Annotated in this window: 32 protein-coding genes; 17 read left to right on the top strand and 15 right to left on the bottom strand. The window is 41.4% G+C overall.

What is annotated here, in order from left to right:
- Nucleotides 1-119 precede the first annotated feature (119 nt).
- Nucleotides 120-242, top strand: coding sequence for a hypothetical protein (locus ICL16_RS46615; protein ID WP_273037953.1), 123 nt, complete (start codon nucleotides 120-122; stop codon nucleotides 240-242).
- Between the two features lie 55 nt (nucleotides 243-297).
- On the opposite strand, the gene ICL16_RS00350 is transcribed toward ICL16_RS46615, so the two are convergent.
- Both ICL16_RS00350 and ICL16_RS00345 read right to left on the bottom strand, forming a co-directional pair.
- Nucleotides 298-555: a hypothetical protein gene (locus ICL16_RS00350; RefSeq protein ID WP_190824910.1), complete on the bottom strand. Its 258-nt coding sequence runs from the start codon at nucleotides 553-555 to the stop codon at nucleotides 298-300.
- Between the two features lie 57 nt (nucleotides 556-612).
- The gene (locus ICL16_RS00345) at nucleotides 613-759 is read right to left on the bottom strand and encodes a hypothetical protein (protein WP_190824909.1); all 147 of its coding nucleotides are present in this window, start codon (nucleotides 757-759) and stop codon (nucleotides 613-615) included.
- 120 nt (nucleotides 760-879) lie between these two features.
- On the opposite strand from ICL16_RS00345, the gene ICL16_RS00340 reads away from it, so the two are divergent.
- A complete protein-coding gene (locus ICL16_RS00340) occupies nucleotides 880-1,071 on the top strand; it encodes a hypothetical protein (protein WP_190824908.1) in 192 nt (63 codons plus the stop codon).
- Between the two features lie 85 nt (nucleotides 1,072-1,156).
- Here the strand turns inward: ICL16_RS00340 and ICL16_RS00335 are convergent, their stop codons facing one another.
- Both ICL16_RS00335 and ICL16_RS00330 read right to left on the bottom strand, forming a co-directional pair.
- Nucleotides 1,157-1,426 (bottom strand): type II toxin-antitoxin system RelE family toxin, encoded by a 270-nt coding sequence (locus tag ICL16_RS00335; protein WP_238360521.1) that lies wholly within the window; start codon nucleotides 1,424-1,426, stop codon nucleotides 1,157-1,159.
- Nucleotides 1,423-1,716 (bottom strand): hypothetical protein, encoded by a 294-nt coding sequence (locus ICL16_RS00330; RefSeq protein WP_202895345.1) that lies wholly within the window; start codon nucleotides 1,714-1,716, stop codon nucleotides 1,423-1,425. The genes ICL16_RS00335 and ICL16_RS00330 overlap by 4 nt, the downstream gene beginning before the upstream one ends.
- A 237-nt stretch (nucleotides 1,717-1,953) precedes the next feature.
- Here ICL16_RS00330 and ICL16_RS00325 point away from each other — a divergent pair, with 237 nt between their 5' ends.
- Nucleotides 1,954-2,205, top strand: coding sequence for a hypothetical protein (locus ICL16_RS00325; RefSeq protein WP_190824907.1), 252 nt, complete (start codon nucleotides 1,954-1,956; stop codon nucleotides 2,203-2,205).
- Between the two features lie 148 nt (nucleotides 2,206-2,353).
- Here ICL16_RS00325 and ICL16_RS46610 read toward each other — a convergent pair whose 3' ends face one another.
- Nucleotides 2,354-2,452 (bottom strand): type II toxin-antitoxin system YoeB family toxin, encoded by a 99-nt coding sequence (locus tag ICL16_RS46610; RefSeq protein WP_337906876.1) that lies wholly within the window; start codon nucleotides 2,450-2,452, stop codon nucleotides 2,354-2,356.
- A 485-nt stretch (nucleotides 2,453-2,937) separates the two neighbouring features.
- On the opposite strand from ICL16_RS46610, the gene ICL16_RS00315 reads away from it, so the two are divergent.
- Nucleotides 2,938-3,294: a PIN domain-containing protein gene (locus ICL16_RS00315; protein ID WP_238360520.1), complete on the top strand. Its 357-nt coding sequence runs from the start codon at nucleotides 2,938-2,940 to the stop codon at nucleotides 3,292-3,294.
- A 27-nt stretch (nucleotides 3,295-3,321) separates the two neighbouring features.
- Here the strand turns inward: ICL16_RS00315 and ICL16_RS00310 are convergent, their stop codons facing one another.
- Both ICL16_RS00310 and ICL16_RS00305 read right to left on the bottom strand, forming a co-directional pair.
- Nucleotides 3,322-3,858 (bottom strand): GNAT family N-acetyltransferase, encoded by a 537-nt coding sequence (locus tag ICL16_RS00310; RefSeq protein WP_190824905.1) that lies wholly within the window; start codon nucleotides 3,856-3,858, stop codon nucleotides 3,322-3,324.
- 39 nt (nucleotides 3,859-3,897) lie between these two features.
- Complete coding sequence (locus ICL16_RS00305; RefSeq protein WP_190824904.1) at nucleotides 3,898-4,986, bottom strand: hypothetical protein; 1,089 nt, start codon at nucleotides 4,984-4,986, stop codon at nucleotides 3,898-3,900.
- A 132-nt stretch (nucleotides 4,987-5,118) separates the two neighbouring features.
- Here ICL16_RS00305 and mnmH point away from each other — a divergent pair, with 132 nt between their 5' ends.
- Entirely contained in the window at nucleotides 5,119-6,156 is a 1,038-nt protein-coding gene (mnmH, locus tag ICL16_RS00300; RefSeq protein ID WP_190824903.1) for a tRNA 2-selenouridine(34) synthase MnmH, read from the top strand.
- 36 nt (nucleotides 6,157-6,192) lie between these two features.
- Here the strand turns inward: mnmH and ICL16_RS00295 are convergent, their stop codons facing one another.
- Nucleotides 6,193-6,792 (bottom strand): site-2 protease family protein, encoded by a 600-nt coding sequence (locus ICL16_RS00295; RefSeq protein WP_190824902.1) that lies wholly within the window; start codon nucleotides 6,790-6,792, stop codon nucleotides 6,193-6,195.
- A gap of 254 nt (nucleotides 6,793-7,046) precedes the next feature.
- Here ICL16_RS00295 and nfi point away from each other — a divergent pair, with 254 nt between their 5' ends.
- The 8 genes from nfi to ICL16_RS00255 all read left to right on the top strand — a co-directional run bounded on the left by nfi (nucleotide 7,047) and on the right by ICL16_RS00255 (nucleotide 12,867).
- Nucleotides 7,047-7,712, top strand: a complete 666-nt coding sequence (gene nfi, locus ICL16_RS00290) for a deoxyribonuclease V (RefSeq protein ID WP_190824901.1) — start codon at nucleotides 7,047-7,049, stop codon at nucleotides 7,710-7,712.
- Nucleotides 7,713-7,868: 156 nt separating this feature from the next.
- The gene (locus tag ICL16_RS00285; RefSeq protein ID WP_190824900.1) at nucleotides 7,869-8,486 is read left to right on the top strand and encodes an FHA domain-containing protein; all 618 of its coding nucleotides are present in this window, start codon (nucleotides 7,869-7,871) and stop codon (nucleotides 8,484-8,486) included.
- Between the two features lie 71 nt (nucleotides 8,487-8,557).
- Complete coding sequence (locus tag ICL16_RS00280; protein WP_190824899.1) at nucleotides 8,558-10,513, top strand: FHA domain-containing protein; 1,956 nt, start codon at nucleotides 8,558-8,560, stop codon at nucleotides 10,511-10,513.
- Nucleotides 10,514-10,626: 113 nt separating this feature from the next.
- Nucleotides 10,627-11,334: a GDSL-type esterase/lipase family protein gene (locus ICL16_RS00275; protein WP_190824898.1), complete on the top strand. Its 708-nt coding sequence runs from the start codon at nucleotides 10,627-10,629 to the stop codon at nucleotides 11,332-11,334.
- A 68-nt stretch (nucleotides 11,335-11,402) separates the two neighbouring features.
- On the top strand, nucleotides 11,403-11,837 hold the full coding sequence (locus ICL16_RS00270; RefSeq protein ID WP_190824897.1) for a hypothetical protein: 435 nt from the start codon (nucleotides 11,403-11,405) through the stop codon (nucleotides 11,835-11,837).
- A 59-nt stretch (nucleotides 11,838-11,896) separates the two neighbouring features.
- Nucleotides 11,897-12,139 (top strand): FHA domain-containing protein, encoded by a 243-nt coding sequence (locus tag ICL16_RS00265; RefSeq protein WP_190824896.1) that lies wholly within the window; start codon nucleotides 11,897-11,899, stop codon nucleotides 12,137-12,139.
- The gene (locus ICL16_RS00260) at nucleotides 12,103-12,498 is read left to right on the top strand and encodes a papain fold toxin domain-containing protein (RefSeq protein WP_337906875.1); all 396 of its coding nucleotides are present in this window, start codon (nucleotides 12,103-12,105) and stop codon (nucleotides 12,496-12,498) included. Before ICL16_RS00265 ends, ICL16_RS00260 begins: the two co-directional genes overlap by 37 nt.
- 15 nt (nucleotides 12,499-12,513) lie before the next feature.
- Nucleotides 12,514-12,867, top strand: a complete 354-nt coding sequence (locus tag ICL16_RS00255) for a hypothetical protein (RefSeq protein ID WP_190824895.1) — start codon at nucleotides 12,514-12,516, stop codon at nucleotides 12,865-12,867.
- 91 nt (nucleotides 12,868-12,958) lie between these two features.
- Here ICL16_RS00255 and ICL16_RS46605 read toward each other — a convergent pair whose 3' ends face one another.
- Genes ICL16_RS46605 through ICL16_RS00245 form a run of 3 tightly spaced genes read right to left on the bottom strand, consistent with a single transcriptional unit; the run spans nucleotide 12,959 to nucleotide 14,340 of the window.
- Nucleotides 12,959-13,090, bottom strand: coding sequence for a hypothetical protein (locus ICL16_RS46605; RefSeq protein ID WP_273037944.1), 132 nt, complete (start codon nucleotides 13,088-13,090; stop codon nucleotides 12,959-12,961).
- A 24-nt stretch (nucleotides 13,091-13,114) separates the two neighbouring features.
- On the bottom strand, nucleotides 13,115-13,726 hold the full coding sequence (locus ICL16_RS00250; RefSeq protein WP_238360519.1) for a pentapeptide repeat-containing protein: 612 nt from the start codon (nucleotides 13,724-13,726) through the stop codon (nucleotides 13,115-13,117).
- Between the two features lie 38 nt (nucleotides 13,727-13,764).
- Nucleotides 13,765-14,340, bottom strand: a complete 576-nt coding sequence (locus tag ICL16_RS00245) for a DUF4126 domain-containing protein (protein WP_190824893.1) — start codon at nucleotides 14,338-14,340, stop codon at nucleotides 13,765-13,767.
- 129 nt (nucleotides 14,341-14,469) lie between these two features.
- Between ICL16_RS00245 and ICL16_RS00240 the strand changes: the two genes are divergently transcribed.
- A complete protein-coding gene (locus ICL16_RS00240; RefSeq protein ID WP_238360518.1) occupies nucleotides 14,470-16,029 on the top strand; it encodes a phytoene desaturase family protein in 1,560 nt (519 codons plus the stop codon).
- Nucleotides 16,030-16,102: 73 nt separating this feature from the next.
- Here ICL16_RS00240 and ICL16_RS00235 read toward each other — a convergent pair whose 3' ends face one another.
- From ICL16_RS00235 to ICL16_RS00220, 4 genes are all read right to left on the bottom strand, one after another.
- Nucleotides 16,103-16,759, bottom strand: coding sequence for a class I SAM-dependent methyltransferase (locus ICL16_RS00235; protein WP_190824892.1), 657 nt, complete (start codon nucleotides 16,757-16,759; stop codon nucleotides 16,103-16,105).
- Between the two features lie 12 nt (nucleotides 16,760-16,771).
- The gene (locus ICL16_RS00230) at nucleotides 16,772-18,091 is read right to left on the bottom strand and encodes an APC family permease (protein WP_190824891.1); all 1,320 of its coding nucleotides are present in this window, start codon (nucleotides 18,089-18,091) and stop codon (nucleotides 16,772-16,774) included.
- Nucleotides 18,092-18,390: 299 nt separating this feature from the next.
- A complete protein-coding gene (locus tag ICL16_RS00225; RefSeq protein ID WP_190824890.1) occupies nucleotides 18,391-19,524 on the bottom strand; it encodes an AI-2E family transporter in 1,134 nt (377 codons plus the stop codon).
- 75 nt (nucleotides 19,525-19,599) lie between these two features.
- Complete coding sequence (locus ICL16_RS00220) at nucleotides 19,600-19,794, bottom strand: hypothetical protein (RefSeq protein ID WP_190824889.1); 195 nt, start codon at nucleotides 19,792-19,794, stop codon at nucleotides 19,600-19,602.
- Nucleotides 19,795-19,943: 149 nt separating this feature from the next.
- Between ICL16_RS00220 and ftsH the strand changes: the two genes are divergently transcribed.
- The 3 genes from ftsH to ICL16_RS00205 form a co-directional block, all read left to right on the top strand.
- Nucleotides 19,944-21,878 carry an ATP-dependent zinc metalloprotease FtsH gene (ftsH, locus tag ICL16_RS00215; protein WP_190824888.1) on the top strand — a complete coding sequence of 645 codons (1,935 nt, stop codon included), beginning with the start codon at nucleotides 19,944-19,946 and terminating at the stop codon, nucleotides 21,876-21,878.
- Between the two features lie 278 nt (nucleotides 21,879-22,156).
- The gene (locus ICL16_RS00210; RefSeq protein WP_190824887.1) at nucleotides 22,157-22,636 is read left to right on the top strand and encodes a response regulator; all 480 of its coding nucleotides are present in this window, start codon (nucleotides 22,157-22,159) and stop codon (nucleotides 22,634-22,636) included.
- Between the two features lie 541 nt (nucleotides 22,637-23,177).
- On the top strand, nucleotides 23,178-26,292 hold a 3,115-nt coding region (locus ICL16_RS00205), incomplete at its 3' end, for a PAS domain-containing protein (protein WP_190824886.1).

Below are 26,292 nucleotides of genomic sequence, written 5' to 3'. Positions count from 1 at the left end.
ACTGCCACCTGAAGTAGAAGCAAGCTTCGCCGCTCAAGCACAAGCGCTCATGGGTTTCCTTAGACACTTTCATCCGCGACTACCTCATTGAACATGCCCCAGTAGTCGAGACGCGCCTGATGAGTGCTAAGGAGATCGATGAAGCGCTCGAAGAACTGGCAACAAGTATTCCCGTCGTCCCTCCGCTTTCCGAACAGGCGATGAGCCGTGAAAGTATCTACACTCGTGAAGATGAGTGGTAATAGATCACTTTGAGTTAGCCTTGCTTTAACATAGCTTCGCCACTTTCTCAAGTTTTTACGTGTCAATTACCACAGTGTTTAATAATGAAGATTCTGGTTCTGGTTCAGAATAGTCATCTAGCATTACCAGAATTGATATTTGGATTGACAACTCGCCAGATGCAGCTGCTGCAACTAGTTTTGGCGGTAATGATAACCCACCTTGGTCTTCTTCTCTAATCGTGCTAATGTACAAATCAGCATTACAATTAGTCCGATCCAGCACCGCCAGACTTGATGACATTTTCTCTAGTGTAGTAGCAGCCTGTAGCATCTGATTGTCTCTTTCTTCTCTTTTGCTGTCAGAGTCAAAATTGGCAAGTTCGAGTATTTAGACATCAACGGGTTGGACTCGCTTTTTTGAAATGCGATCGCCACGTCGAAGAAATTTTGTAGGTGTAACCCCTAGAGTTTGTGTTAATTCTTCTAAAGAAGGGAGATTACCTCCCAGCCGCAAAGACATTTGAACTATACTCACCTTAACAACCTCTATCACTTCTTTGAAATAAACACAAGTCGCTATCTCCTAGTAAGTGCTTCTCTACTATCTACTAACCATTACAATATATTTTAATCTTAAAAGTTATACAGCTAAATTATGACAACCGTCATTACCAAACCTTCTTTCTTGCTGGGCAACATTAGAGTAGAAAAAGTAGACAAATTCCATCTGTTCAAATTTAACGATCAACTTCAAGTACGGATGGAAGAACTTCTGGAGCGCAAAAAAGCTGATTTGCTTACCTCACAAGAGGTGATCGAACGGAAGGCAATTGGAGAATTAGACTGAATTTTCACCCATATAAATGACATGCTGGTAGCTCAAGGATGACGACTGATATTTACACAAAAAATACGGTCATCTATTAGTAATGTTATGAATCGTAGACTTCACTGCGGTGAGCAATTATATTTACCAGTACCCGCATGGTTTGATCATCAATCGAGTAAACAATTCGGTAATCGCCAACTCGATAACGGTAATAACCAGCGTAGTTTCCCTTAAGGGTTTTTATATTGAGATGAAAGCGAGGATTAGTTTTAATCTGCTCAAAGGCACGATCTAGGCGTTCTTGTAATTTAGCAGATGCCGCTTCAAAAAACTGCGTTGCTTCTTCACTTAGGGCAATGCTATACAAAGTCAATACTTCCTTTTGAGTTGCTCAACAGGTGTGATACTTCCTTCAGAAATGTCTTTCTTACCCCTAGCAAAGGATTCAGCAAACCCAGGAATTTTCTCAAGTTCCTGGGTTGCTTCAACACTTTCCTTATCAACCAAGTAAGCGACAAAGTCAGCAACAACTTGTAAACGCTCCAGGGATAACTGTTTGAGGTACTCGTTGATTTGTTCTTGAAATTGAACCGCTCTTGATGCGGCGATCGCTTCAGTATTCTCAAGAGTCTCGTTCTCAATCGTCTTAATTGTGTCTTCCATTGTAAAACCTCGGCTGTCTCTGCTATTGTCTCTTAACACTCACCCTTCTATTTTACACATGGGAAGAATATCAGGTTTGCTCCTGTTGATATTACGTATACACAAATTATTTATATTGACTGTAGCAGAACTTGCCTGCTTTTTCCTCGCTAGAATGAAAGACAAGGATTTGATTGAAATCATTGACACCAAGCGTGGCTTACTTAGATACGTTTGTATTTTTAGGGACAAACAACAATGACAGAAGCACAGTTAACTGCAACCAAAATCCCTGTAAATGATTTAATAGATATGCTTGCTGCTATTGGGAACCGTAACTATTCCCGTTTTCAACAGTTAGAACAAGCGTTCGTCTCTCAACACTCTGAAGAAATTTGGCAGGAGGTTTTTAACTTTCGGATCTTGCTAGCACTTGACAAACCTGCTAGTCAGTGGTTGTTAGCACAGTGGATGAGCCACGGAATCAACAGCATCAAAAAAATAGCGTGAAGGTAGTATATCACAATTGGAAGAATAACAGGTTTGAGGTTGTTGATATTACGTTTAAACTCGATTCGCGTATTCGTCACTCTTCGTAGTGATACTTACATGCAGTAATAATAATTTCTGTATCAGTTACGGTGTAAACTAAGCGATGTTATTCATTAATTTGTCTAGACCAAAAGCCACTGAATTCATATTTGAGAGGTTCAGGCTTGCCTAGACTAGTAAAAGGGTATCGGTCAACATCTTTAATTAGTTCAACAATCTTTTTGTAAAGCTTATCAACTACTTAGACCATTCGTTAAAATCTTCAAATGCACTCGGTTCAAATACTACTCTTCTTTTCATTCGATATTTTCTATGTCAACCTCAATCAACTTAGACCCCCTCTTAACATTTTCTATCGCGTGTATTAATTTCTTTCGATTAGTTTCAGAAGCCATCAAGTAAGCAGTTTAATCAACTTCATACACAACTATCTCAATTTCTTTGTCTGGAAAAGCCGCAATCAAACCATACAAAGAGCAAAAACTCGCGATCTCGTTCTTGTGGGAAGCTGCTGCTTGACTGCATATGCTCCATTGGAAAACCTTGGCTGTCTGTGCTATTGCCTCTTAACACTCACCCTTATATTTTACATATCGGCAGTGCTGGAAAGAATGGGAGTTTGCCCTAACTCTTTACCAATAGCTTAAGATGGAGAAAAACGTAAAGGCATTGATAAGAGGCGCGAAAACTATGAGTGTTGTGATCCAAGACAGAGCAGTTCAAACTTTAAATTGGATTGAAACTCGAAGAGTTACTAATCTTGCTTTACTTCAATCTTTACAAATAAACCTAGATCTAGGTGAGGCTGAAGCAATTGCCCTAGCTGTGGAGTTAAATGCAGTTAGACTAATTATCGATGAACGACGAGGCAGAAAGGAGGCAATTAAGTTAGGGGTGCAAGTAACCGGACTACTTGGCATCTTGCTCACAGCCAAACAACAAGGATTGGTTCCACTAGTACAACCGATATTAGATGATTTGATTGCTAATGACTTTTGGGTGCGAAAAGAGTTGTATACAGAAGTTTTACTGTTAGCTGGAGAATAGTGTTCGCCTATCTTAGGAAACTTCTTTTTAACCAACTGTTTCCACAGCCCGTTTCATGACGTAGAGAGCGTGTGTTTTAATTCCAAATTGTTTGGGTAATGTTTTACGTACTACCTCAAATCCTATTTTCCGCCAAAAACTTAATCCTTGTTCATTTGCTTCAAGTACGCATAGTGATATGTGCCGCGCTCCATGAGCCGCTACCCAACGCTCAAAAGCTCTGTAAAACTCCGAGCCTAAGCCTTTACCTCGCCATTCTGGAGCAAGCATCATCAACCCTATCCACCAAGTTTCGTTATCAGGGTAGTGTCGGATTGATTCAATCATTCCTAGCAAGACGTTGTTTGCGTCAAACAAACCAAACATATACTTGTCTTGTGTAGTTTTGCCTTCAGGAACAGCAACAAACTCATCACGGGCAGCCGTAGGTGAAGGAGGTTGCCCCTCTGTCAGGTAAGCAAACTCCGTGCATTGCTCATAGAGTTGCTGAAGAACTTCTGCATCTTCTGGCTCTAGGTTTTTTACCCGGTAACCAGAAAGCGCAAGAGCGAAAGTTGTGTTCATAATTCATCACTAAAAATTTAACTTGCGATCGCACGCTCATCATCTTTCAATCTCGCCAAAGCCAGCGTTGTGTTTAGCAAATTCCCGATGAATTTGATACTTTAAAATTTTCTCCTGAGCAGTTGCATAATTAGGGCTAGAACCTGGTACGGCTTCCATCAGTTTAATAGCTTCTTCCCACCTATTCATAACTATCTGCCACTCTGAAGGAGATTGTGCTGTTTTTGTTAGCTTAACTGCTCGCTTAGCTTTTTTCATGGCGCGATCGTAAGTATCATCTTCAGGTGTCGCACTAAGTGTTGGTGAGGGAGAGGGAGAGTTAACTTTAGATGATTCCCGTGAAGTAACTAGTGTTGGATTTTCAATAGCTAGATTCGTAGATATAGTTTGCCTAACCTGTGGTAATTTGACAAACATATACAACCATAAAGATACCAAAGAAATCAAAACTAGTGTAAATATTTTTTTCGGTAACTTGCGGTGCTTAGTAATAAAGTCATGAACTTGAAGCTTTTTCGTTTCTGGTTGTTCAGTTGATTGAATCTGTGTCACATCAGTATCATTTGGTTGTTGGCTGACAGTGGTGTCTACTTCTTCATTACTACTAGAATCACCAAAAACCAAACGTAACTTAACTAAATGTTCGATTTGATAAAAGATAGCAGCGATGGTTAGCCAAATAAGAGCAAAGGTTATTTGTATATTTCTCTGAGGTTGGCTGTTGCCGTAAATAATTGTTTGGTAGTTAAGTTTCAAAGCTGGTAGCAAAGGACTAAAAAGCAAAGTTGCGCTCAGGGAAGATAAAACAATTACCAGCCAACCATATAAGCTTTCCCACCAACTGATTAATCCCGGAATGAATCCTTGGGGTTGGTTGACTTTTTCTCCGGGAATTGCCGGAATTAAGCGACTGAGAAAAAAGTGATGGAAAAAAGCTATTGCTGGTATGGGTAATAATAGTAAAAATATTAGCGTGATGGTTAATTGTTCTGGTCTATCTGAAGGCAAATTGAGCAACAAGTTTTCATTTCGTCGGAGAATGGATACAATTCCACCCATTAGTACACATAGTATTAACGCACTGAACCAGGAACTGGGGTTAGGAAACCAAGTGGAGCCATTTTTCATTTTTTATACCTTTTGGTGCAATACAGTGGGGTTTTAATAAATTTATCAGTAAAATACATCTATCTAAGGTATAAAGTTATAAAAATAGTCAAGTGTCAAAATCAGAGTCAGATACAGCAAAAATCGACCTTAATGCCTCCTTTACCTAGATACACCCAAGAACCTTGGAAAGAAACTTACAGTGAAATCATTGATGTTCGTTCTCCAGGAGAGTTTGCAGAAGATCATATTCCTGGTGCAATTAATTTACCAGTTTTGGATGATGCTGAGCGATCGCATGTGGGAACAACATACAAACAATGTGCCTTCACCGCCCGCAAAATCGGCGCGGCAATAGTTGCCAAAAACATCTCCCAGCATATCACTCAACACTTTGTCACAAAAGAAAAAGACTACAACCCCTTAGTATACTGCTGGCGGGGTGGACAACGTTCCAATAGTTTGGCACTAGTGCTAACGCAGATTGGTTGGAAGGTAACGGTATTAGAGGGCGGTTACAAGACTTATCGCGCTTATGTACGTCAACAATTAGAGGATTTGCCCCAAAAATTTACCTACAAAGTACTGTGTGGTTTAACTGGCAGTGGGAAAACTCACATCTTACATCAGATGCCTCATCATGGCGCTCAAGTTTTAGACTTGGAAGGTTTAGCTAACCATCGCGGTTCCCTTTTAGGTGAAGAATGGGAAGGTAAACTTTCGCCCCAACCTGCACAAAAATACTTTGAATCACTATTACTGCAACAACTACAAAGCTTAAATCCTAGTCAAACAGTGTGGGTAGAATCGGAAAGTCAAAAAATCGGGCAAATTTACTTACCCCAGTCTTTATGGGAGAAAATGAAACAAGCTAGTTGTGTCGAAATTCAACTACCTGTAGCTGCTAGAGTCCAGTTTCTCCTACAAGAATATTCCCATCTAGTAACTTATCCCGATATTTTAAAAGCAAAGCTAGCAAAACTTAAATACCGTTATGGCGGAGAAAAATTAAGAGAATGGTATGAGTTGATTGATGCCGGAAAGTGGGAATCATTTGTTCAAGATGTTTTACAGTTCCACTACGATCCAACTTACCGCAAGTCAATGAAAAGGGACTTTACTAAAGTAGAACGGGTGCTATCTCTACCAGATTTATCTGATAGCAGTATTGCAATGTTTGCTTCTTTGTAGGGTGCGCTCAATGCAAGTGGAACGCACCATTTTTCTCTAGATGTTCATGATTGTCTTAATTATTAAATCAGAAATGGCACCCAATCCCTCAGCAAATTCAGGAATCACAAACAGTAGTACCAAAGCAAATAATCCAAATTGAGTATTTTCCAAGGGTTTCAAAGCAGGAAAGATTTCACTAAATACGTGAAAGCCATCTAGAGGTGGAATGGGTAATAAATTGAACAAAAACAAACTTACATTTATATGAGCTGCTATGTAGAAAAATTCCCGACTAAAAATTCCTCCAGTAGCAATTAATTTTATTAAAATAACACACAAAATACCCAAAGCCAGATTTGACAAAGGTCCAGCAGAGGATACGATGATGTTACCTAGTTTTGGAGAACGAAACTTATTCGGATCTACGGGCATTTTACCCCAAGAAATCCCGGCTACACAAAGAAAAATTATCGATTGCCACCCCATATGAACAACGGGATTTAGGGTAATATGTCCTCTTTTTTGGGGTGTGTCATCTCCTTGACTGATTGCAGCTAAGCCGTGAGCTAATTCGTGCAAGCTGATAGAAAAGATCATAAGTATGACAATCCTGAAGAACAATACAGGATCAAGCATCAATGTTTTAATAAACATATCTGTTGGTTTATAACGAGTATGTGCCACCCTTCTTCCTTCAGAAACCCGGTTTCTTAAAGAAACCGGGTTTCTCTGGTTATTTATTTATCGTTTAGAATTTGTATGTTTATGCAGATTTTTTTAGTATATTTGGATAATCAATTTTTAGTCTTCCTGGCAAACACTTAAACCTTGAACAATAACTGATATTTAGTAAAACACTACAGCCTGTAACGATTTCGGAATAAAAACGTTTAAATTACTGAGGAAATATGAAGATTTGTCAACGACATGGTTGGACTCTGACAATGGATGAGGCGATCGCCATTCAAGAACAGCTACAATCTGAAGTGATTACCGAAGATCAACTCACCGAACAAGTAAAGTACGTAGCTGGCGTGGATATGGGTTTTGAAGAAGATGGTACAATCAGCCGTGCAGCAGTGGCAGTACTGAGTTTTCCTGACTTACAAATACAAGAAACAACTTTAGCACGTCGTCCGACAACATTTCCCTACATCCCTGGATTTCTCTCATTTCGAGAAATCCCTGCTGTACTGGACGCTTTAGAAAAGATTCAATTAACACCAGACATCATACTATGTGATGGTCAAGGAATAGCTCATCCTCGTCGATTTGGTATAGCTTGCCATTTAGGTGTATTAGTAGATATACCAACAATAGGTGTAGCAAAATCTTTACTAGTAGGTAAACATGATGACTTAGCAGAAACACGAGGTAGTTGGCAACCTTTAATACATAAAGGTGAAACTGTGGGGGCAGTTTTAAGAACACGCACAGGCGTAAAGCCAGTATATATTTCCAGTGGACATCGAATTAGCCTACCTACGGCAATTGATTATGTTATGCGTTGCACGCCCAAATATCGATTGCCAGAAACTACACGCATAGCGGATAGACTGGCATCATCCCGTTAATGTAGAGACGTCCCGCCGGGACGTCTCTACAATCGCATCTGCACAATATAAGTTTTTTTTCAGATTCTTCCAAATACTTGCCTGCTCCTACCTAGTCGTGTTAGGAATCGCACAGGTAGGAGTTGTAGTAGGCTAATAAAAGTCGGAGTCGAAAAGATGAACGCGCTTATTTTACATTGGCACGACGCAGGCAAAGACAAAACTCAACAAATTGATGAACAAATTAATAGTAAAAATCATGGCACTGTTCGCATTGGTCGCGATCCACTACGGTGCGACATAGTTCTCAGTCACCCTACTGTATCAGGTCTGCATGTAGAAATTTTCTTTTATCCCCAGCAACAGAGCTTCTTCATTAGAAATTTACGAGAGCAAAATCCCCCCCTCGTCGATGGAAGACAACTGGTTCATGGTGAAATGCCTTTAAGCGATGGCACGAAAATCTTTTTGGGACAACAAGAACTCAAAGTTACTTTAACTAGTAATATTCCACCTACTATTATTGTGACGCCCCAAGTACCGCCAGCAGTTCCTGTTGGGCAACCCCCTTTTAGCCCTGCCTCACCGCCACAACACCAACAACCCCAAGCAGGACATTACCACAATCCACAAACACCAGTGGCACAGCCCCAAGGAGATTATGGGTTGGAGTGTCCCAAATGCCACAGAATTTCCTCAGTTGAGTATTTGCAAATCGGTTGTCGTTGGTGCGGTACTTCTTTGGCTGCAGCAGTAAGTGTTTTGGTAGCACCCAATAATTTGGGGAGTAATTAGCAGTTAGTGGTTAATGTTAGTGGTACTTTTTGACAATTAACAATTAACAATTAACAACCAACAATTCACATATGACAAACAATATACAAATTCAATTAAGTTGGGACGATTTAGCAACAGGAGAACGGCGAGAACCACGATTAAGTCCGCCTATTGCCTTTGGGAGAGAATTTGCCCGAATGCCTCCCGAACATGAGGGACAGCGTGTTGCGAGGATGATACTTAGTAGTGACCAAGTTTCTCGCTACCATGCTTTAATGTACTGGGAGCAAAACCAGTTAGTTGTGGTAGATCAAAATAGCGCTAATGGCATCCTTGTGAACGGGAAAAAAGAAACCCGTTTTGTTCTAGCTAGCGGTGATACTTTGCAAATTGGTCCTTACATCATTATACTGACCTTTGCTGCTAACACACCTGCTCCTACCCCCAGTATCACGATTATCCCATTCAACCCCAATACTAATTTACCAGACCCCACTTTACCTCCAACTCCTCCTGTAACACCATTGGGAGCTAATTTCCCACCGCCAGTTTTTCAGGAGGAAAGAGTTTCGGTACAAGCAATTCATGCTACCCGTGAGCCAGTGGATGAATGTGATTATGCTGCGGTGGGGGCGGGATTGGGTAGCTTTGTATGGGTAGATTTATTGAGAATAAGTGGTGTAAATAAAGACAAAATTATTGCACTTGGGTTGGAAAAGGAACCTTATGCCCGGTACAAACGCCTGTGCATGAATTCACAGATTCCCTTACATGAGAGATTGCGCTCTAATTCTGACTCTTGTCCAGATAATATTTGGGGATGGCCTAGTTATGCTTTGCGCGAGGCTTGGCATGACTTTACTCACGGGAAGTTGAATACGGCGTTGAGGTATTTGTGGCAAGTTTTCGCTGAACCTACGTTTGCAGAAACTTACACTCCCCGTTCGGGAAATGTGTTTAAATCTATAGATCGGGAGGCTAAACGGATTGGTTGGGAGCAAATTTATCGTTATGGGCGAGTACGATGTATTCGCAAAACTGATGATGGTAGGTATTGTCTAGCATATTCACGCGGACCGGGTAATTATGCTTTTGTGATTACTCGTTATTTGCACTTGGCAACTGGCTACCCAGCAATTCAGTTTCTTCCTGATTTGCAAGCTTATCGGGAAAGATATCAAGATTTTAAGTCGGTTGTCAATGCTTATGAAGCTCATGATTATGTTTATGAGCAGCTGGAGCAACAAGGTGGTACGGTTTTGATTCGGGGACGCGGGATTGTTGCTTCTCGTATTTTGCAAAGAATTTATGAAGCAAGACACCGGAATAAAAATATTACTGTTTTACATTTAATGCGATCGCCCAAACCCGTCGGGAATAAATTTGGTAAATCACAACGTTTAGTCAAGAATCATTATGAATTTCAACCTTTCAACTGGCCTAAAGCTTGTTGGGGTGGGGAACTGCGAGCCATTTTAGAAAAAGCAAATCCTGAGGAACGCAAGCGGTTACTGTCAGACTGGGGTGGTACAACTACAGCCGATCGCCGTGACTGGCAGCGGATCACGGAGCAAGGTTTAAAAGAAGGCTGGTATAAAATTGAATTCGGTGAAGTACTGCAAGTAGAACGTGATGCCCAAAATCGCCCGATTACTCACATCCAAGAAAAAGGTTTTGGGCAAATGACTTTAGATGCTGACTTTATTGTTGATGCTACTGGACTGGATGCCAAGGTGGAAGCAAGTCCTTTACTCAATGATTTGGTCAAGCACTATAACCTACCGTTGAATCACTTGGGACGATTAGTGGTGGCAAACAATTTTGAGTTAGTAGAAATGCGTAATGGCAAAGGTCAAATTTATGCTGCTGGAGCAGTTACTTTGGGTGGTCCCCACGCAGCGGTTGATAGCTTTTTGGGGTTGCAATACGCAGCTTTATGTGCTGTGGATAGTCTTGCTGCTACCCGCGCACCAGGGGTTCATCACCTCAATTTCTTGACTTCCTTCGGACAATGGTTAAAATGGGTGTTAAATCAAGCACCTTAAGGAAGAATTCTTGCCGAAAGTGACCAAAGTAAATTTTTTAAATAAAAATACTGAATGGTGTACAAATGTATAGAATTCTTTAAAGATATAAATATAGTCTCTAGTCTCTAAAGATGCAGACCCTAGCACCTTCCTCCAAGCAGCCATTTATTGTAACTAACCATTCTCAGCCTTTAAAGATTGTCGTACTGGGAGATAGCTTAGTATATGGATTCGGCGATCCAGAAGCAGGCGGTTGGGTTGAACGACTCCGAAGACAATGGATGTTACCAGACCAAGGGGGTCATGTCCTTTATAATTTGGGGGTGCGGGGCGATCGCGTCCAACAAGTGGCGCAAAGACTTGAAGTAGAATTTCGCCATCGCGGCGAACTACGAAATCGTGTTCCTGATTTGATTATTCTTTCCGTAGGAGTGAACGATTCAGCACGGGTAGGTCGTCCCAATGGGAAAAATTATACAGACTTCAACCTATTTGAATCACAAATTACTTCTCTACTTGAAGGGGCAAAGCAACTTTGTCCCGTACTATTTGTGGGCATGACGCCAGTTAATGAAGCCAAAATGCCATTTCTGGATTGTTTATACTATAACCATGCCGACCAATACCGTTACAAAGAAGCAACTAGACTTGCTTGTCTAAAAAAGGGAATACCCTATCTTGATATTTTCCAAAAATGGATGAATCATAGTGAAACTTGGCGGCTCAAACGCTTTTCTCACGATGGTCTTCACCCGAATACACTGGGGTATCAAGCCATATTAGAAGATGTAATAAATTGGGAGGCGTTAGCTCAAATAATTACATCTTCTACTACCTAAATTTAGTACAAACGCCGTCGGGGCAATCCAATGTACAGACGCCCCGGCAGGGCGTCTCTACGATTACTATGACTCCTACTTTATTTGGTCGCTGGCAAACTCGATTATTATTACTAGCTACTGTGGGCGTAATTGTATCCATACCGTTTGCGATCGGTTTGATTGCATCCAGCCCCAGTACAGTTTATTTCTGGATACTTGCCTATGTCGCCATTTTTGGCATAGGCTGGGATATACTATATGACCAACTGCAAAAATACCGATGGGATAGAGATTGGCCTGCAGCCTATCAACTCCTAGCAGGAATTTGGGAGATGATATTTATATTTTGTGGAATAAAAATACTTGGCTTCTTACCAATACCTTTACCTAAGGAGGAACTTTCACCCTTTGTGTTTCTCTTACATTACAGCGTCGTGTGGCTAGCAGTTTTTATTATCTCCCAAAGCCTCATGCGGATTATATTTCTTCGTTGGCGCTTCCGGGGCGGACAATGGTTGTGATGAAATTTTAGATTTTAGATTTTGGATTGTGAGGTAGACAGTAGCTATATAGTCTAAAAATGAGCGAACTCACTTTAGAATGGCTTGAACAACCAATAGGTCAAATCAAAACTCAAACGATTAAAGATCAACAACCAAGCATTCACCCAGGAAGTGTCCGACTCGCTCGCGATCCCGAACTATGCGATATTATCTTACCTTGGGATGTGAAAGTCTCTAGGTTACACGCGGAAATATTTTTTAACCTTGAGCAAAATAGCTTTATATCAGCAGAGGAGCAAATATTATTGAAATTAGGTTAGAGCAGATCCAGCAAGTTCGAGCGATCGCCAGTAAATATAAAAATTTTGAGTGTGTTGAATGCACAATCGCCATTAAGGACTACTTAATATCACAAAAACTTAACGGTAAGCAGATTAAGCTCTATACTGGCTCTGGAATAGGTAGAGACAGTTATATTTATGATGATAGCGTCCCTAGCGATGCTATTTCTATAAATGGTCGCCATCAAGCCATTTCCATATACAATAATGAAGTAGAAATCATTTTTGATAATCATCATCCCGACGGTATTCCTAAAACTCAATGGATGGCAAATCTCCAATTTCATGGCAAAATCTATTATGGTAGAGAATTTCAGATAACCGAAGAATATTTTTGAATGGAGACAGGTTTTATGAGAGAAATTACTCAGAATAAATTAGAGGTAAAATCTGAATATTTCTATGAAATGCTGCAAAATATCAAAAAGCGTCCCGGAATGTACTTAGGGAAATGTTCAATTACCCGTTTAAAGTCATTTTTAGATGGATACATAGCAGCAAGACAAGATTTAGGTTTCCACTTAACAGAACAAGAACGACATTTCGAGAAGTTTCAAGAGTGGATAGAGAAAAGATTTGAGATTAAATCATCTCACGGATGGGATAGCATTATTCTTTTCTATTCGGCTGATGAAAAAGATGCTCTCAATAACTTTTTTGAACTGTTAGAAAAATTTTGTAATGGGGAAAAAGCTTCAAGAGACTAACTTCCGCTCTGGTTTACCAGTTTGACTAGAGTCAGCTTTTGGTAAAGCTACTTCCCTACTCACTTATTTAGGAGTAGATTGAACTTGTGTTTTAATCAGCCAGACTTTGTCTAAGTTGAAGTTGGGACGAAATGGCGGGAATCACAACTTGCTCAAAATCTCTATATACAACATGAGGCTGATTGTACTCAACATCAATAATGTTGCTTGTCTGATGTACCATAAAATACTTTCCTGCCAACTCACCCTACAAATTATCAAGAATTGTCCCAGATAAATCTGATCCTCTCAAATTTGCTCCAGAAAGATTTGCACCTCTTAAATCTGCTTCTCGTAAATTAGCATCAACCAGGCAAGCACGACTTAAATCTGCTCCGCTTAAATTTGAACCAGACAAATTAGCTTTGGTTAAATTAGCTCTTACTAACTGTGATTCATTTAAGTTAGTATTGCTTAAATTACCTTCCTGAATATCTGCTGCGATTAATAAGGATTTACTTAAATTACTTCCACTCAAATTAGTCAAATTTAATTTAGCCCAACTTAAATTAATCTCATTTAAACAAAGAGAAGATAGTTGCGCACATCGTAAATTAGCATTAATAAAATTCCTTTCTCCTCTGGAATAACGCCTTAAAAGTGCATCAGTTGTTAATTTATTTAAAACGGCAAGAGCAGTACCTTGATAACACCATTCAGCTTCCATTAAACTAGCAGCAGTGTTAACTGCTACACCATCACATTTAGTCATCAACACACCATTGCAGCCATCCCATTCACCCTGGAGCATAAAGGCAACTTCTTGCGCCGCTGCAATTGAGTCAAATAACAAAACTGTTTGTGGATTTTTTTGTGGCATTTTAAAAATGTTTGAGATCATGTTTTTCATACTTGACACTAAACTGATGAAGACTCGCGTATGGTTGCTCGTTTTTGGATGACCTTTTGAGTTAAGAATGTTACTACGGTAATTACTAAAGCTATGGCTAATATTGGTACAAAAATAGCCATTACTGATAATATAATCGCACCTAGTACCTCAATTGTAGCAACGATAAAATTACCAACTCCACCTGTTAGTGCTGTGGAAGACAAGCGTGCCATTCCTGTTAATGTTTGAATTATACCCGCAGAACCGCCACCTGCGATCGCTGCTATTGTCCATTTCAGCAAAGGATCGCCCTCTGGTAATAATGCCGCAGTGATATATGTACCTACTGCAACTGCGCCTGGTATAGAGATGGTATCGAGCAAATGATCGACCCACGGGATATAATAAGCAGCAATCTCAATTAAAGTTGCCACTGCAAAGGCAATCATCGCATGATTTGTACCAATCCATTGAAAATCTGCTGAAAGTGGCACATGTCCATAAATTGCCGCAATGCTCAAAACTAAGGGCGGTACAAAGACGCGAAAGCCACAAGCTACACTTAAACTGATACCAATCGCAATACTTAATAGAGTATCCATATCTTATTTCAATTTAAACTATGTTTCTTATTTCAAGGGACACTAAAGTCTTAAATGCGAATATTATTCTAGTCATGATTGAATTTGGGAGTTATCCCTCAAAAGAAACATTACAGCTATAGGTAGTTAATGGCAGCATCAACTATGAGTTCTGAACAGGCGGATGTAGTTGTTATTGGTAGTGGTGTGGGTGGATTAAGTTGTGCTGCCCTTCTGGCGCGGTATGGCTTTGATGTGATAGTTTGTGAAAGTCACTCGATTCCTGGCGGTGCGGCACACGCTTTTGAGCGCAACGGATTTAAGTTTGACTCTGGTCCTTCTTTATACTCTGGTTTGTCGTATACTCCTTCTCCCAATCCTTTACGGCAAGTGTTGGACGCCATTGGTGAAGATTTACCTTGTGTAAATTACGATACTTGGGGTTGTTGTTTACCAGAAGGCGATTTTGATACTTCAGTGGGGGCTGAGCAATTTTGTGAAGTGCTGATGAAGTTCGGTGGTAAAGATGCTGTTACACAATGGCGGAAGCTACAACGGGTGATGGAACCATTGGCAAAAGCAGCGATCGCTATCCCACCTGCTGCTCTACGTTTTGATTTAGGTGCGGCTATCACAATGAGTCGATTTGCCCCATCAATGTTACCACACATCTCTACTATTCCCAAACTGACAGGACCTTTCTCACGTATCATGGATGGGGTGGTTGAAGATCCTTTTATATCGAACTGGCTGAACTTACTTTGTTTTCTCTTGTCTGGTTTACCTGCCAATGGAACTAGTGCAGCAGAGACAGCATTTATGTTTGCCGATTGGTATCGCCCAGGTGTAGTGCTTGATTACCCGATTGGTGGTAGTGGTGCGCTGGTTCAAGCGTTAGTTAGGGGACTGGAACGCAGAGGTGGTAAACTGATGCTGAGTACTCATGTCGAGCAAGTTCTCGTGGAAAACGAACGCGCTGTTGGTGTGCGCTTGCGTGGTGGTAAAGAGATACGGGCGCGTAAAGCAGTTATATCTAATATATCAGTGTGGGATACCTTGAAGTTGCTTCCACAAGAGGCAGTACCAAAACGACTTCAATCACGACTTGCAACACCAGAGTGTGATAGCTTTATGCATCTTCATCTGGGCATTGATGCGCAAGGGTTACGTCCAGACTTAGCATGTCATTACATTTTTGTCAAGGACTGGAGTCAGGGAGTTACAGCACCTCAAAACGTTGTGCTGGTGTCGATTCCGTCAGTTTTAGATCCGTCGCTTGCCCCACCGGGAAAGCATGTAATTCACGCTTACACACCAGGTAACGAACCGTATGCTCTTTGGCAAGGGATGGATCGTCGTAGTGAAGAATATACCAGACAAAAACAAGAACGTGCGGAAGTCATGTGGGAAGCCTTAGAGCGAATTATACCAGATGTGCGTCAACGCCTTGAAGTAACATTGGTAGGTACACCTCTAACGCACGAACGCTATTTAAGACGCCACCGAGGTTCTTATGGTCCTGCTATTCGTGCAGGAGAAGGTTTTTTTCCCGGTTCTGGCACACCAATACCGGGGCTAATGTGTTGTGGCGACTCGACATTTCCCGGTATCGGTTTACCAGCTGTTGCGGCAAGTGGTATGATTGCCGCGAATAAGCTTGCACCGCTAAAAAAGCATCTAGAAATGCTCAAGGATATTGGGTATTACTAAATTCGCAATAAATTAATTATAAACAAAAGTGGGGGCGAACAGCCCGCCCCTACAACCCTTAATTAGAAAACGGTTACTTGCTTGATGTTGAGCGCAGATTTGCGGGAATTTGTTTGGGAATCGTCCAGTAGTAAACTGTTCTGCCGTCTACTTGCAGTGTTTTTTCTGGCTTCCACTCGCCCATGTCAAAGGCGTGGGAAACGATTCGGGTTCCTGGTTTAAGTTGCTTAAATAGCTGGGAGCGCAGTTTCACGTTGAGTTCAGGTAGCAGGTAGAGAGTAACAACAGTTGCCTTACTAAAGTCTGATTTAAACAAGTCTTGCTGCATAAACTGTACTTTGTCGGTTACTCCTGCTTTTTTGGCATTTTCATTAGCTTCTCTAATGCGTTCTGGGTTAATGTCTATACCGTAACCTCTAGTACCAAATTTCTTGGCGGCAGTAATTGGAATCCGTCCATCGCCACTACCTAAATCGTAAAGAATGTCGTTTTTCCCTACCTTGGCTACCTCTAGCATTTTGTCTACTACTTCTTGTGGCGTTGGTACATAGACAACATCAGGTTCTCTTTCTTGGGGTTTTGTTGTGGGTGTAGTCTGTTGTACTTCTTGTACGTTTGGAGATGACTCAGTCTGCCCAGAAGTCTCTTGCTGTGCTGTACAACCTGCTAGTATCAGGCTACCTATACTTACGCTTGCTACTAAAACCTTCAACAATGATCGCAGTTGCATGTTAGTTCTCCATTAAATAGAGCGTTGACGATTAAGCAGTAACAGGGGGATACCTGTTAACAAAACGACTACACCTAGTCTGGCTCCAGCGCCTGCATAAGTCAGACTGGAGTAGAGTAGATAGCCACAAATTCCACAAAATAGTAAAGGAATCAGGGGGTAAAGGGGTACGCGAAAGGGACGCGGTACATCTGGTTCTCGTTGACGCAGCACAAACAGTGCTACTCCAGACAGTAGGAAAAAGAACCAGAATACTGGGGCGGTGTAATCCACCATAGTTTCAAATCCTTTGCGGGTGAATGCACCATAGAATACTAGTGCTAAAGCGATCGCACCTTGAACTACTAAAGCATTAATGGGCGTGCTACCCCGCTCTTGCCAACGTCCTAACCAGCTAAATATCGGAAAGTCTCGTCCAAGTGCGTAGTTAGTACGCGCACCAGTAAATATGGTGGCGTTAGCCGCACCCAAAGCTGAAACCCCTACTAAAATGCTCACGAATCTTGCCCCATTTTCTCCCAAACTGCTGCGCATTAAATCAGCAGCTGGTGCTTTTGACGCTGCTAGTCCCCCTAGCCCCAAGCCACGAAGATACGCGAAATTGATTAGTAAATAAATTGCCGTGATGATGGCAATACTTCCTAATAATACACGTACCATGTTACGTTTACCATCTCTTACTTCTGCTGAAATATAAGCAGCTTCATTCCAGCCCCCGTAGGTAAGCAACACAAAAATCATTGCTCTTCCTAATTGTGTCTCAGGTGCAGATGTAGTAGGATTATTTGTTGACACTGTAGTGGCAGAAACAATACCGACAATAATTACTAACAACAATCCGATGACTTTTGCGGCTGTAAGTACGTTTTGCGTCCACTTGCCTTGCTGCACACCGATTATGTTTAAACTTGTCAGGCATATTACTGCCAAACCTGCGTAAATGGCTGATGAATATTCTCCTAATGGCAGCAGTTGGGTAAAATAGTCCCCAAATACAAATGCTAGTAGAGCAATAGAACCGGTTTGAGTTACACTCAGTCTTGCCCAGGCAAATAAGAAGGCGGGAATTTTGCCAAAGGCGCGTATTAGGTAGTAGTAAGTTCCACCAGCATCTGGATAAGCTGTGGTCAATTCAGCATAACTCATAGCGCCGATTAAAGACATTACTCCACCCAGTATCCATGCAAAAAGAGCAACCGAAGCACTTTCTGTGTTTGTTGCTACTAATGCTGGTGTTTGAAAGATGCCTGCGCCAATAACCATACCCACAATCAGGGCGCAGGCATCTAGGGTTGAAAGCGTTGGCTTTGGCACTGTTACTTTCGTTGCCATAACATAAAATGATGATAAAATTTATAAACCTTGAGTAAATCTGAGCAAATATTGTTATTTCCACACACTACTTAATTGATCTGATGATTTATATTTTGAGATTTTGCACTTATCGTCATCTATCTATAGGTTAGATTGAAAAAAAGTTATCAAAAAAAGAAGCCCAATTAGGGCTATGTATTTATTTATGAATATTTAACTATATAAGAATTATAGTTGAGTTTTGAACCGCCAAGACGCCAAGAGCGCCAAGAAAAGAAAGACTTGTGTTTACAAATCATTTAGGACTGCTATAGTAACTACTCACTATTTTTAGTATCATTAACAGAAGTTGCGTTATCGCTCTTAGGTTCGCTTATTTCGTCTTGTGGTGATTCAGAAACGACAACAAACTCAGTTTCTTGATTGGGTTGATCGCCCCAATGGTCTAAAATATCCTCTAGTAAAACTTCTCGCAACCAAATTTTGGCAACAACGGTTAGAGGTAAGGCCAAAAATAATCCGAGAAAGCCAAAGAAAGTGACGAAAAATAACTGGGCGATTAATGTCACAGCAGGTAGAAGTGAAACTTGCTGTGCCATAACTATAGGTGTGATAAAATTACTTTCAGCTTGCTGAATGAAAAAGTAGAGAATTAAGACAGCAAGAGATTTCCACGGCGCATCCAAAAGAGCGATCGCAGCGGCTGGAATTACGCTTAAAGTTGGACCAAGATTAGGAATCAAATTCAAAAATCCTGCCAAAACTGCCAAAGCCAGTGCGGCGGGAACACGTAAAAAATATAAGCCGATGACGCTTAACAGCCCCACTACACCCATAGCAATTAAAGCTCCTGTTACCCATCCCCCTAAGGAAACCTCACATTCATCCAAAATACCATCCGCTCGTCGGCGGTAAAACGAGGGAAACAAGCGAATAAATGACTTGCGGTAAGCTGGAGGGTTAGCTAAGAACATCCCTGTCAAAACTAGCACCAACAAAATCTTGAGTAAAGCTTCTAAAGAACCAGAGACAAAAGCAAATGAGCTTCCCAACGCTCGATTTATAATCGGTTCTGCTTGCTTAATTAAGCTGTTGATATTTGGTATGTAAGGAGTCAACTGGCTAGGAATGCGAGTTTCCAGTACCTTAAACCAACTATTCAACCGCTCCAAGCCTTCGGGAACCTTTTTTGTCAGTTCTTGAAATTGGTCGGCAAAAGGTGGTACAATTAGTAGGAAAAAACCTACAATCAAACTAAAAAAGATTGCAACTGACAGAATTACGGCTAAGCCTCGCCCCATACCCGAACGCTGGAACCATCTTGCCAAACGATTTAAGGTAGTAGCTAAGACAACAGCCGCAAACACCAATAAAAGTGCTTCCCGAATCTGCCATAAGATATAAAAAGACAGAACTATGGCAATTAAACCAATCCATTGACCTAATTTCACTCCCTAACCCCCGTAACCAAGCTTGCTGCTATTCCTCTCAATGGAGCTAGATTAGCTGATTTTAGCGGCGATCGCCTATGTAGTTTTATTGATTTTTTGCAGTTTTTGGTATCTCCAAAGTAATGTAATTGCCATAATTATAGTGGGCGATAGAACAATGGCGATCGCGTTTGTAGTTGTAGCTGGAATGGAAAGATTTGGACCAAAATACTTAATTAACACTGAAATCGCAGCGGAGAGCAAAAATACCTTGAGCAGAAAATTAATCATAGAAGTACGGCTATACACATTTTTTAGTAGGGTAGCTACGATAATTATCTGTTACATCTGGTTTTTACAATAAATTTATAGGGAATCGTAGAGACGTTCCGGCGGAACGTCTCTACCAGCATTTTTAAATATGGAGGGTACATTAAAAAATGCCTGTAGAAAATAATAAAAAAAGACCAAACAAACAGCCGATAATTAGGCAGTTTGGTGGTAGCCTACTGATTTTGTTGACCCTTCTATTACTTCTTAACTTTATAGTTCCTAGTTTTTTTGGTGCTAAACAACCACAAGTTCCCTATAGTGACTTTATCACTGCTGTAGAAACAGGTAAAGTAGACAGGGCAATTGTGGGAGGCGATCGCATTGAGTATGTAGTCAAAACTCAAACGCCAGAAGGCAAAGAGGCGCAACAAGTACTTGTTACCACACCAATAGCAATTGACCTAGACTTACCCAAAATTCTCCGCGAACATAACGTTAAGTTTGCCGCGCCACCACCAGATCAAAATGGTTGGATTGGTACGCTACTTAGTTGGGTTGCACCACCATTAATTTTCTTTGGCATTTGGGGATTCTTGCTCAATCGTCAAGGAGGGGGACCGGCTGCACTTACAGTAGGTAAAAGCAAAGCCCGCATCTACTCAGAAGGCAGTACAGGTGTTAAATTTATTGATGTTGCTGGTGTAGATGAAGCTAAGGCAGAACTAGAAGAAATTGTCGATTTTCTGAAAAGTGCAACAAAATATACCAATTTAGGAGCAAAGATACCTAAAGGTGTGTTGCTGGTAGGACCGCCAGGAACAGGTAAAACACTATTAGCAAAAGCGATCGCCGGAGAAGCTGGGGTACCCTTCTTCACCATCTCCGGTTCAGAATTCATTGAACTATTTGTTGGTGTAGGTGCTTCCCGTGTCCGCGACTTGTTCGACCAAGCAAAACAACAAGCACCCTGTATAGTATTTATCGATGAATTAGACGCACTCGGTAAATCTCGCGGTGGTGCAAGTCCCTTCGGTGGTAACGATGAGCGCGAACAAACCCTCAACCAATTACTTACCGAAATGGACGGCTTTGAAGCGAACACAGGCGTAATTATCATTGCCGCCACCAACCGTCCAGAAGTTCTCGATCCTGCCTTACGTCGTCCCGGTCGATTTGATCGTCAAGTAGTAGTAGATCGCCCTGATAAAATTGGACGAGAAGCTATTCTCAAAGTTCATGCGCGAAACGTTAAATTAGCTGATGATGTGAACTTAGGAACCATTGGTATCCGCACACCAGGATTTGCCGGGGCAGATTTAGCTAACCTCGTCAATGAAGCTGCACTCCTCGCCGCCCGCCAAAATCGGCAAGCAGTAACGATGGCAGACTTCAACGAAGCCATTGAACGTGTTGTCGCAGGCTTAGAAAAACGCTCTCGCGTCCTCAACGAAACCGAGAAAAAGACTGTTGCTTACCACGAAGTTGGTCACGCCATCATCGGTGCTTTGATGCCAGGAGCTGGTAGAGTAGAGAAAATCTCCGTTGTTCCTCGTGGAGTAGGAGCCTTAGGATACACAATTCAGATGCCAGAAGAAGACCGCTTCTTAATGATCGAAGATGAACTTCGCGGTAGGATCGCCATTCTCTTAGGTGGACGTTCCGCAGAAGAAATCATCTTTGGTAAAGTATCCACAGGAGCCAGTGACGACATCCAAAAAGCCACAGACTTAGCAGAACGATCTGTTACCATTTACGGTATGAGCGATGAACTAGGTCCAGTAGCATTTGAGAAAGTCCAACAGCAATTCATCGAAGGTTACGGTAACCCACGTCGTCAAGTTAGTCCCAAAGTAGCCGAAGAAATTGATCGTGAAGTCAAGCAGATCATAGATAATGCCCACAGCATTGCCTTAAAAATTCTGCAACAAAACCGCGACTTGTTGGAAGAAACCGCACAAGAACTATTGCAACAAGAAATTCTTGAAGGTGTGCAACTGCGCGATCGCCTTTCCAAAGTAAAACCACCAGTTGAACTGGAAAAATGGTTACAAACAGGCAAAATCTCTGAAGATCTGCCCTTAATCCCATCTATGGTGGTATAGAAATTTTAACCGCAGATGTACGCGGATGTACGCAGATAATTTATTACATCAGCGTGCATCTGCGTTTATCTGCGGTTCATTAACTCTTCTGCCAAATCTTAATCGTCTTATCCAAACTCCCACTCACCAAAATCTCCCCCAAATATGAGTAATTTGGCATGATTTGCAGTTTCCTGCCTAGACTAGTATCTATTCGTTAAATACAATTACAAGACAGAGACGATAAAAGGTGAGTAGCTCTACCTATGAATAAAATATAAACAATCTAGAAAAATAAAATGGAAGCGACATTTGAGATATTAACGATGAATCAAGATTTTTTAAATCCACCGAAAATTTTAGTTGTTGATGATCACGAATTAATGTTGTATGGAACACTTGATGTGCTTAGCAAGCAGTATCCTGAAACTGGAATTATTACTGTTCAAACTGCAGAAGATGCTTTTGCACAAGTACAAATATCTTTACCTTCACTCGCTGTAATAGACCTTTCTATTCCAGAAAAGGCTGGGATGACAGCCCAAATTGATACGGGTATTCAACTCCTTCAAAGGTTGATGAGCAATAATCCCTTTTTGAATCTGATGGTGCAAAGCAGTTATGTCAAGGCACTGGTGCGGATTAGACATGACATCAATAATCATCAAGGTGGTTTTGCAGTAGCTGATCAAGGACTTTCTAAAAAGGAAATGTTGACTAGGCTCAATTTAGCACATTTAGGCTTGCTGAATTTAAGTATGGATCGCCAATCATTCTGATAATTTTACTTTTTACAAAGAAAGGCAGAGGGCAGGAGGCAGCTATGCTGAAGGCTTTCTGCCTCCTGCTCTCTAAAAAAAAACTTTAGTTCTGGGTTTAAAGCCCAGTAAAAAAAAAGATGTTTTTCAAGACGCGCCACAAGAAGAAAAACGGCGTCCTTATCTAATCCCACGCTTTTAAGCGTGGGTATCATAGCTGCCCTCTGCCCGTGACTCATAGCTGCCTTCTGAATCAGCACTCTAACTGGACACTCAGCACTGTTTTGGTCAGATTTATGATAAGTATTTCACAGAACATGATATCAAACACAGCTAGAATTTGCTGAAATTGCCACTTATAATTATTCTCAAAATATTTAATTATTGGTATAATTAGCTAATTAGTAATTAGGGTAATTATTCACTCCCCCCCCCCGGCAAAATCGACGAAACCCTTGATTTCTCGTTAAGAGGTAGGGGGGAGTGTGAACGGTTACTAATTAGGATAATTAGTCTGGATTTTTATATAGTTTTGATCTATCTGCTAATTAATAAAATATTTATGAGCCAGCAACAGCGCACCGTTTTGATTGTTAATGATAGCCCAGAAGACTGTGATCTGTATCGGCAGTATTTATTACAAGATAGACAATACCAATACAATATTTTGGTAGCAGAATTGGGGCGAGTAGGGTTAGAACTATGGCGGGCTTACCAACCTGATATTGTGTTGCTAGATTACCGACTACCAGACTTAGATGGCGTAGAATTTCTCTCACAATTGCAAACGATGATGAGCCAATCATTCTTACCTGTAATTGTAGTAACAGGGCTAGGAAATGAGGAGAGCGCCGTACAAGCGATGCAAGCGGGTGCACAAAATTATTTAGTGAAAGGCAAAATTACTCCTGAGGAACTCCGGCAAACGGTGAATGGGGCAATTGAAAAGCTGGAGTTACGTAATCAACTACAAAAGAGCGTAGAAAAAGAGCGATTTTTAAACCAAATTATCCAACAAATTTATAAATCTTCCAGCTTCCAGGAAATTCTCCAAACCACTGTCAACGAAGTGCGACAATTCCTACAGACGGATCGGGTAATCATTTTTCGATTATATGCAGATGCTAACGGCCAGGTAATTGCAGAATCTGTAGGAGCACAGTGGCAACCTATTCTCAATTATTCCATGACAGATCCCTGTTTGGCAGAGGATTATATTGAACGCTATCGTCAAGGATTACTCAACCTTGATACCACTGCTGTAAATTCTTATATCGAACGTTATCGTCAGGGATTAGTTACCGTCAAAAGAGATATCTTTGATGGTAGCATTGACCAATGCCATGTAGAACTGCTGGCTCAGTTTCAAGTCCGGGCAAATTTGGTAGTGCCAATTCTGCACGACAACTACTTTTGGGGAATTTTAATTGCTCATCATTGTGCAGCACCGCGAAATTGGCAACAGTCAGATATTGATTTGCTTCAGGAATTAGCTACCCATATAAGTATTGCCATCCGCCAGTCTGAAGCTTTACAGCAGGCAGAAAATGAACTGGCCCAACACAAACTAACTAAGTCTATTCTACAAGAGAGTGAACATAGACTCCAGTTAGCGCTGAAAGCTGCCCGTATGGGGACTTGGGACTGGAATATACTCACAGGTGAAATTAAATGGTCTGATAACTTAGAAGCTTTGTTTGGGTTGCAAGTAGGAGAGTTTGATGGCTCCTTGGCAATGTTTTTCTCTAGGGTACACCCAGACGATCGCGATCGCCTACAGCAAGCAATTAATGCTGCCATCACCGCAGGCGCAGACTATAACATCGAATTTCGGGTAGTTTATCCCAATAACAATATTCGTTGGGCACTTAGTCAAGGTCAAGTTTTCTACAACCAGGCAGGGCAAGCTGTACGTATGGCGGGTGTCGATTTAGATATTACCGAGCGCAAACGCTCAGAAACAGAAATCCGAGAAACTACCGCTTGGTTGAAGTTAGCACAAAAAGCCACAAAATCAGGATTGTGGGATTTGGATATCACTACGGGAAAAACCAAAATATCAGAAGAATACTGTACGCTGTTTGGTCTTGACACTAGTACTAAAGAAATTACTTATGAACATTGGTTGAGTTTGCTACATCCTGATGATCGCATCCCCATTAGTGAGTATCTCACTCAGATGATGAGCGAGCAACGGCAAAATTATGAGACAGAGTTTCGCATCCTGCATCCTGAGGGCGAACGCTGGTTGGCGGCGAGAGCGCAGATTTTCTATGATGCGGCAGGCCACCCCATACGCAAAATAGGCAATGTGCAGGACATTAGCGAACGCAAACTTGCCGAAGAGTTACTCAAATCTAGCCAGGAACGCCTGCAACTTTCACTAGAAGGATCGGGCAATGGTTTATGGGACTGGAACATAGTCACTGATGAGCTTTACCTCAGCCCCCGGTGGTTGGAAATGCTCGGTTATCAAGTTGGGGAACTGCCAAGTCACGTTGATACTTGGAAAAAACTCATTTATCAAGAAGATAAACCTTTTGTCATAGAGCGTTTAAACGCCCATTTGCTGGATAGCTCTGTGCCTTACAAATTTGATTATCGAGTAATCGCAAAATCTGGGGAGCCAAAATGGATTGGCAACTACGGTAAAGTGGTAGTACGAGATGAGAATGGTCAGCCTTTGCGGATGGCAGGTATTCATCAAGATATTAGCGATCGCAAACTTGCCGAAGCAGAAGTGCAACTAAAAGCACAAATCCTCGCTCAAACACATGACTGTGTTGTATCCACTGATCTGAATGGTTACATTACCAGTTGGAATCAAGGTGGGGAAAGAGTCTTTGGTTACTCTGCCCAAGAGACAATCGGTCAACACGTTAAGATGCTTTATGCACCCCAAATGCATGAATTTTTACAAAATCAAGTGATCGAGCCGCTAAAAGCTCAAGGTACCCATGAAATAGAAGTTACAGCACAAAGCAAACTTGGTAAACCCATAGAGCTTTTGCTCTCACTTTCTTTACTGCGCGATCGCAATCAGAATCCTGTAGGTATGATTGGATTCTCAATGGATATCACTGCTCGCAAACACGCAGAAGAAGAACTTCGTCAAAGCGAAGCCCGTTACCGCTTCTTGGCAGAAACCATTCCTCACCTCATCTGGACTTGCGATGCCAATGGTAATTGTAACTTTGTTAACAAACAATTATGTGAATATACTGGATTAACATTTGAGGAAGCCTTGGGATTTGGTTGGCTATCGGCAGTACATCCAGAAGATATAGAATCAACTCAAGCTATCTGGTTATCGGCTGTCGCAAATAGTACATTTTATAAACATGAATACCGCTTCCGGCGAAACTCAGATGGTAGTTACCGCTGGCATTTAATTTTAGGTTTTCCACTCAAAGATGAACAAGGGCGAATAGTGAAGTGGTTTGGCAGTTGTACAGACATTCACGATCAAAAACAATTAGAAATCGAACGCGATCGCATTTTGGAATTAGAACAAGTAGCCCGCAATGAAGCTGAAAGAGCTAACCGCATTAAGGATGAGTTCTTGGCAATTCTCTCCCATGAGCTGCGTTCCCCCCTTAACCCAGCCCTTTCAATGCGAACAAATGAACTATCAACTTATTCCGATGACCGAAGTTGCAGATTACGGAAAATACTTG

Origin of the sequence: Iningainema tapete BLCC-T55, from assembly GCF_014698965.1 — a bacterium.
In the GTDB taxonomy this organism is placed as follows: domain Bacteria; phylum Cyanobacteriota; class Cyanobacteriia; order Cyanobacteriales; family Nostocaceae; genus Iningainema; species Iningainema tapete.
This window is presented reverse-complemented; position numbering and strand designations above follow the sequence as displayed.

What these genes read in the sequence shown, in the direction of transcription:
- ICL16_RS46605 (WP_273037944.1), bottom strand. Translation starts at nt 13,090, where the DNA reads ATGGTACATCAGACAAGCAACATTATTGATGTTGAGTACAATCAGCCT.
- ICL16_RS00265 (WP_190824896.1), top strand. Translation starts at nt 11,897, where the DNA reads ATGAGCGAACTCACTTTAGAATGGCTTGAACAACCAATAGGTCAAATC.
- ICL16_RS00270 (WP_190824897.1), top strand. Translation starts at nt 11,403, where the DNA reads ATGACTCCTACTTTATTTGGTCGCTGGCAAACTCGATTATTATTACTA.
- nfi (WP_190824901.1), top strand. Translation starts at nt 7,047, where the DNA reads ATGAAGATTTGTCAACGACATGGTTGGACTCTGACAATGGATGAGGCG.
- ICL16_RS00350 (WP_190824910.1), bottom strand. Translation starts at nt 555, where the DNA reads ATGCTACAGGCTGCTACTACACTAGAGAAAATGTCATCAAGTCTGGCG.
- ICL16_RS00310 (WP_190824905.1), bottom strand. Translation starts at nt 3,858, where the DNA reads ATGAACACAACTTTCGCTCTTGCGCTTTCTGGTTACCGGGTAAAAAAC.
- ICL16_RS00325 (WP_190824907.1), top strand. Translation starts at nt 1,954, where the DNA reads ATGACAGAAGCACAGTTAACTGCAACCAAAATCCCTGTAAATGATTTA.
- ICL16_RS00315 (WP_238360520.1), top strand. Translation starts at nt 2,938, where the DNA reads ATGAGTGTTGTGATCCAAGACAGAGCAGTTCAAACTTTAAATTGGATT.
- ICL16_RS00305 (WP_190824904.1), bottom strand. Translation starts at nt 4,986, where the DNA reads ATGAAAAATGGCTCCACTTGGTTTCCTAACCCCAGTTCCTGGTTCAGT.
- ftsH (WP_190824888.1), top strand. Translation starts at nt 19,944, where the DNA reads ATGCCTGTAGAAAATAATAAAAAAAGACCAAACAAACAGCCGATAATT.
- ICL16_RS00255 (WP_190824895.1), top strand. Translation starts at nt 12,514, where the DNA reads ATGAGAGAAATTACTCAGAATAAATTAGAGGTAAAATCTGAATATTTC.
- ICL16_RS00240 (WP_238360518.1), top strand. Translation starts at nt 14,470, where the DNA reads ATGGCAGCATCAACTATGAGTTCTGAACAGGCGGATGTAGTTGTTATT.
- ICL16_RS00280 (WP_190824899.1), top strand. Translation starts at nt 8,558, where the DNA reads ATGACAAACAATATACAAATTCAATTAAGTTGGGACGATTTAGCAACA.
- ICL16_RS46615 (WP_273037953.1), top strand. Translation starts at nt 120, where the DNA reads ATGAGTGCTAAGGAGATCGATGAAGCGCTCGAAGAACTGGCAACAAGT.
- mnmH (WP_190824903.1), top strand. Translation starts at nt 5,119, where the DNA reads ATGCCTCCTTTACCTAGATACACCCAAGAACCTTGGAAAGAAACTTAC.
- ICL16_RS00275 (WP_190824898.1), top strand. Translation starts at nt 10,627, where the DNA reads ATGCAGACCCTAGCACCTTCCTCCAAGCAGCCATTTATTGTAACTAAC.
- ICL16_RS00230 (WP_190824891.1), bottom strand. Translation starts at nt 18,091, where the DNA reads ATGGCAACGAAAGTAACAGTGCCAAAGCCAACGCTTTCAACCCTAGAT.
- ICL16_RS00245 (WP_190824893.1), bottom strand. Translation starts at nt 14,340, where the DNA reads ATGGATACTCTATTAAGTATTGCGATTGGTATCAGTTTAAGTGTAGCT.
- ICL16_RS00340 (WP_190824908.1), top strand. Translation starts at nt 880, where the DNA reads ATGACAACCGTCATTACCAAACCTTCTTTCTTGCTGGGCAACATTAGA.
- ICL16_RS00250 (WP_238360519.1), bottom strand. Translation starts at nt 13,726, where the DNA reads ATGCCACAAAAAAATCCACAAACAGTTTTGTTATTTGACTCAATTGCA.
- ICL16_RS00220 (WP_190824889.1), bottom strand. Translation starts at nt 19,794, where the DNA reads ATGATTAATTTTCTGCTCAAGGTATTTTTGCTCTCCGCTGCGATTTCA.
- ICL16_RS00210 (WP_190824887.1), top strand. Translation starts at nt 22,157, where the DNA reads ATGGAAGCGACATTTGAGATATTAACGATGAATCAAGATTTTTTAAAT.
- ICL16_RS00330 (WP_202895345.1), bottom strand. Translation starts at nt 1,716, where the DNA reads ATGGAAGACACAATTAAGACGATTGAGAACGAGACTCTTGAGAATACT.
- ICL16_RS00295 (WP_190824902.1), bottom strand. Translation starts at nt 6,792, where the DNA reads ATGTTTATTAAAACATTGATGCTTGATCCTGTATTGTTCTTCAGGATT.
- ICL16_RS00285 (WP_190824900.1), top strand. Translation starts at nt 7,869, where the DNA reads ATGAACGCGCTTATTTTACATTGGCACGACGCAGGCAAAGACAAAACT.
- ICL16_RS00235 (WP_190824892.1), bottom strand. Translation starts at nt 16,759, where the DNA reads ATGCAACTGCGATCATTGTTGAAGGTTTTAGTAGCAAGCGTAAGTATA.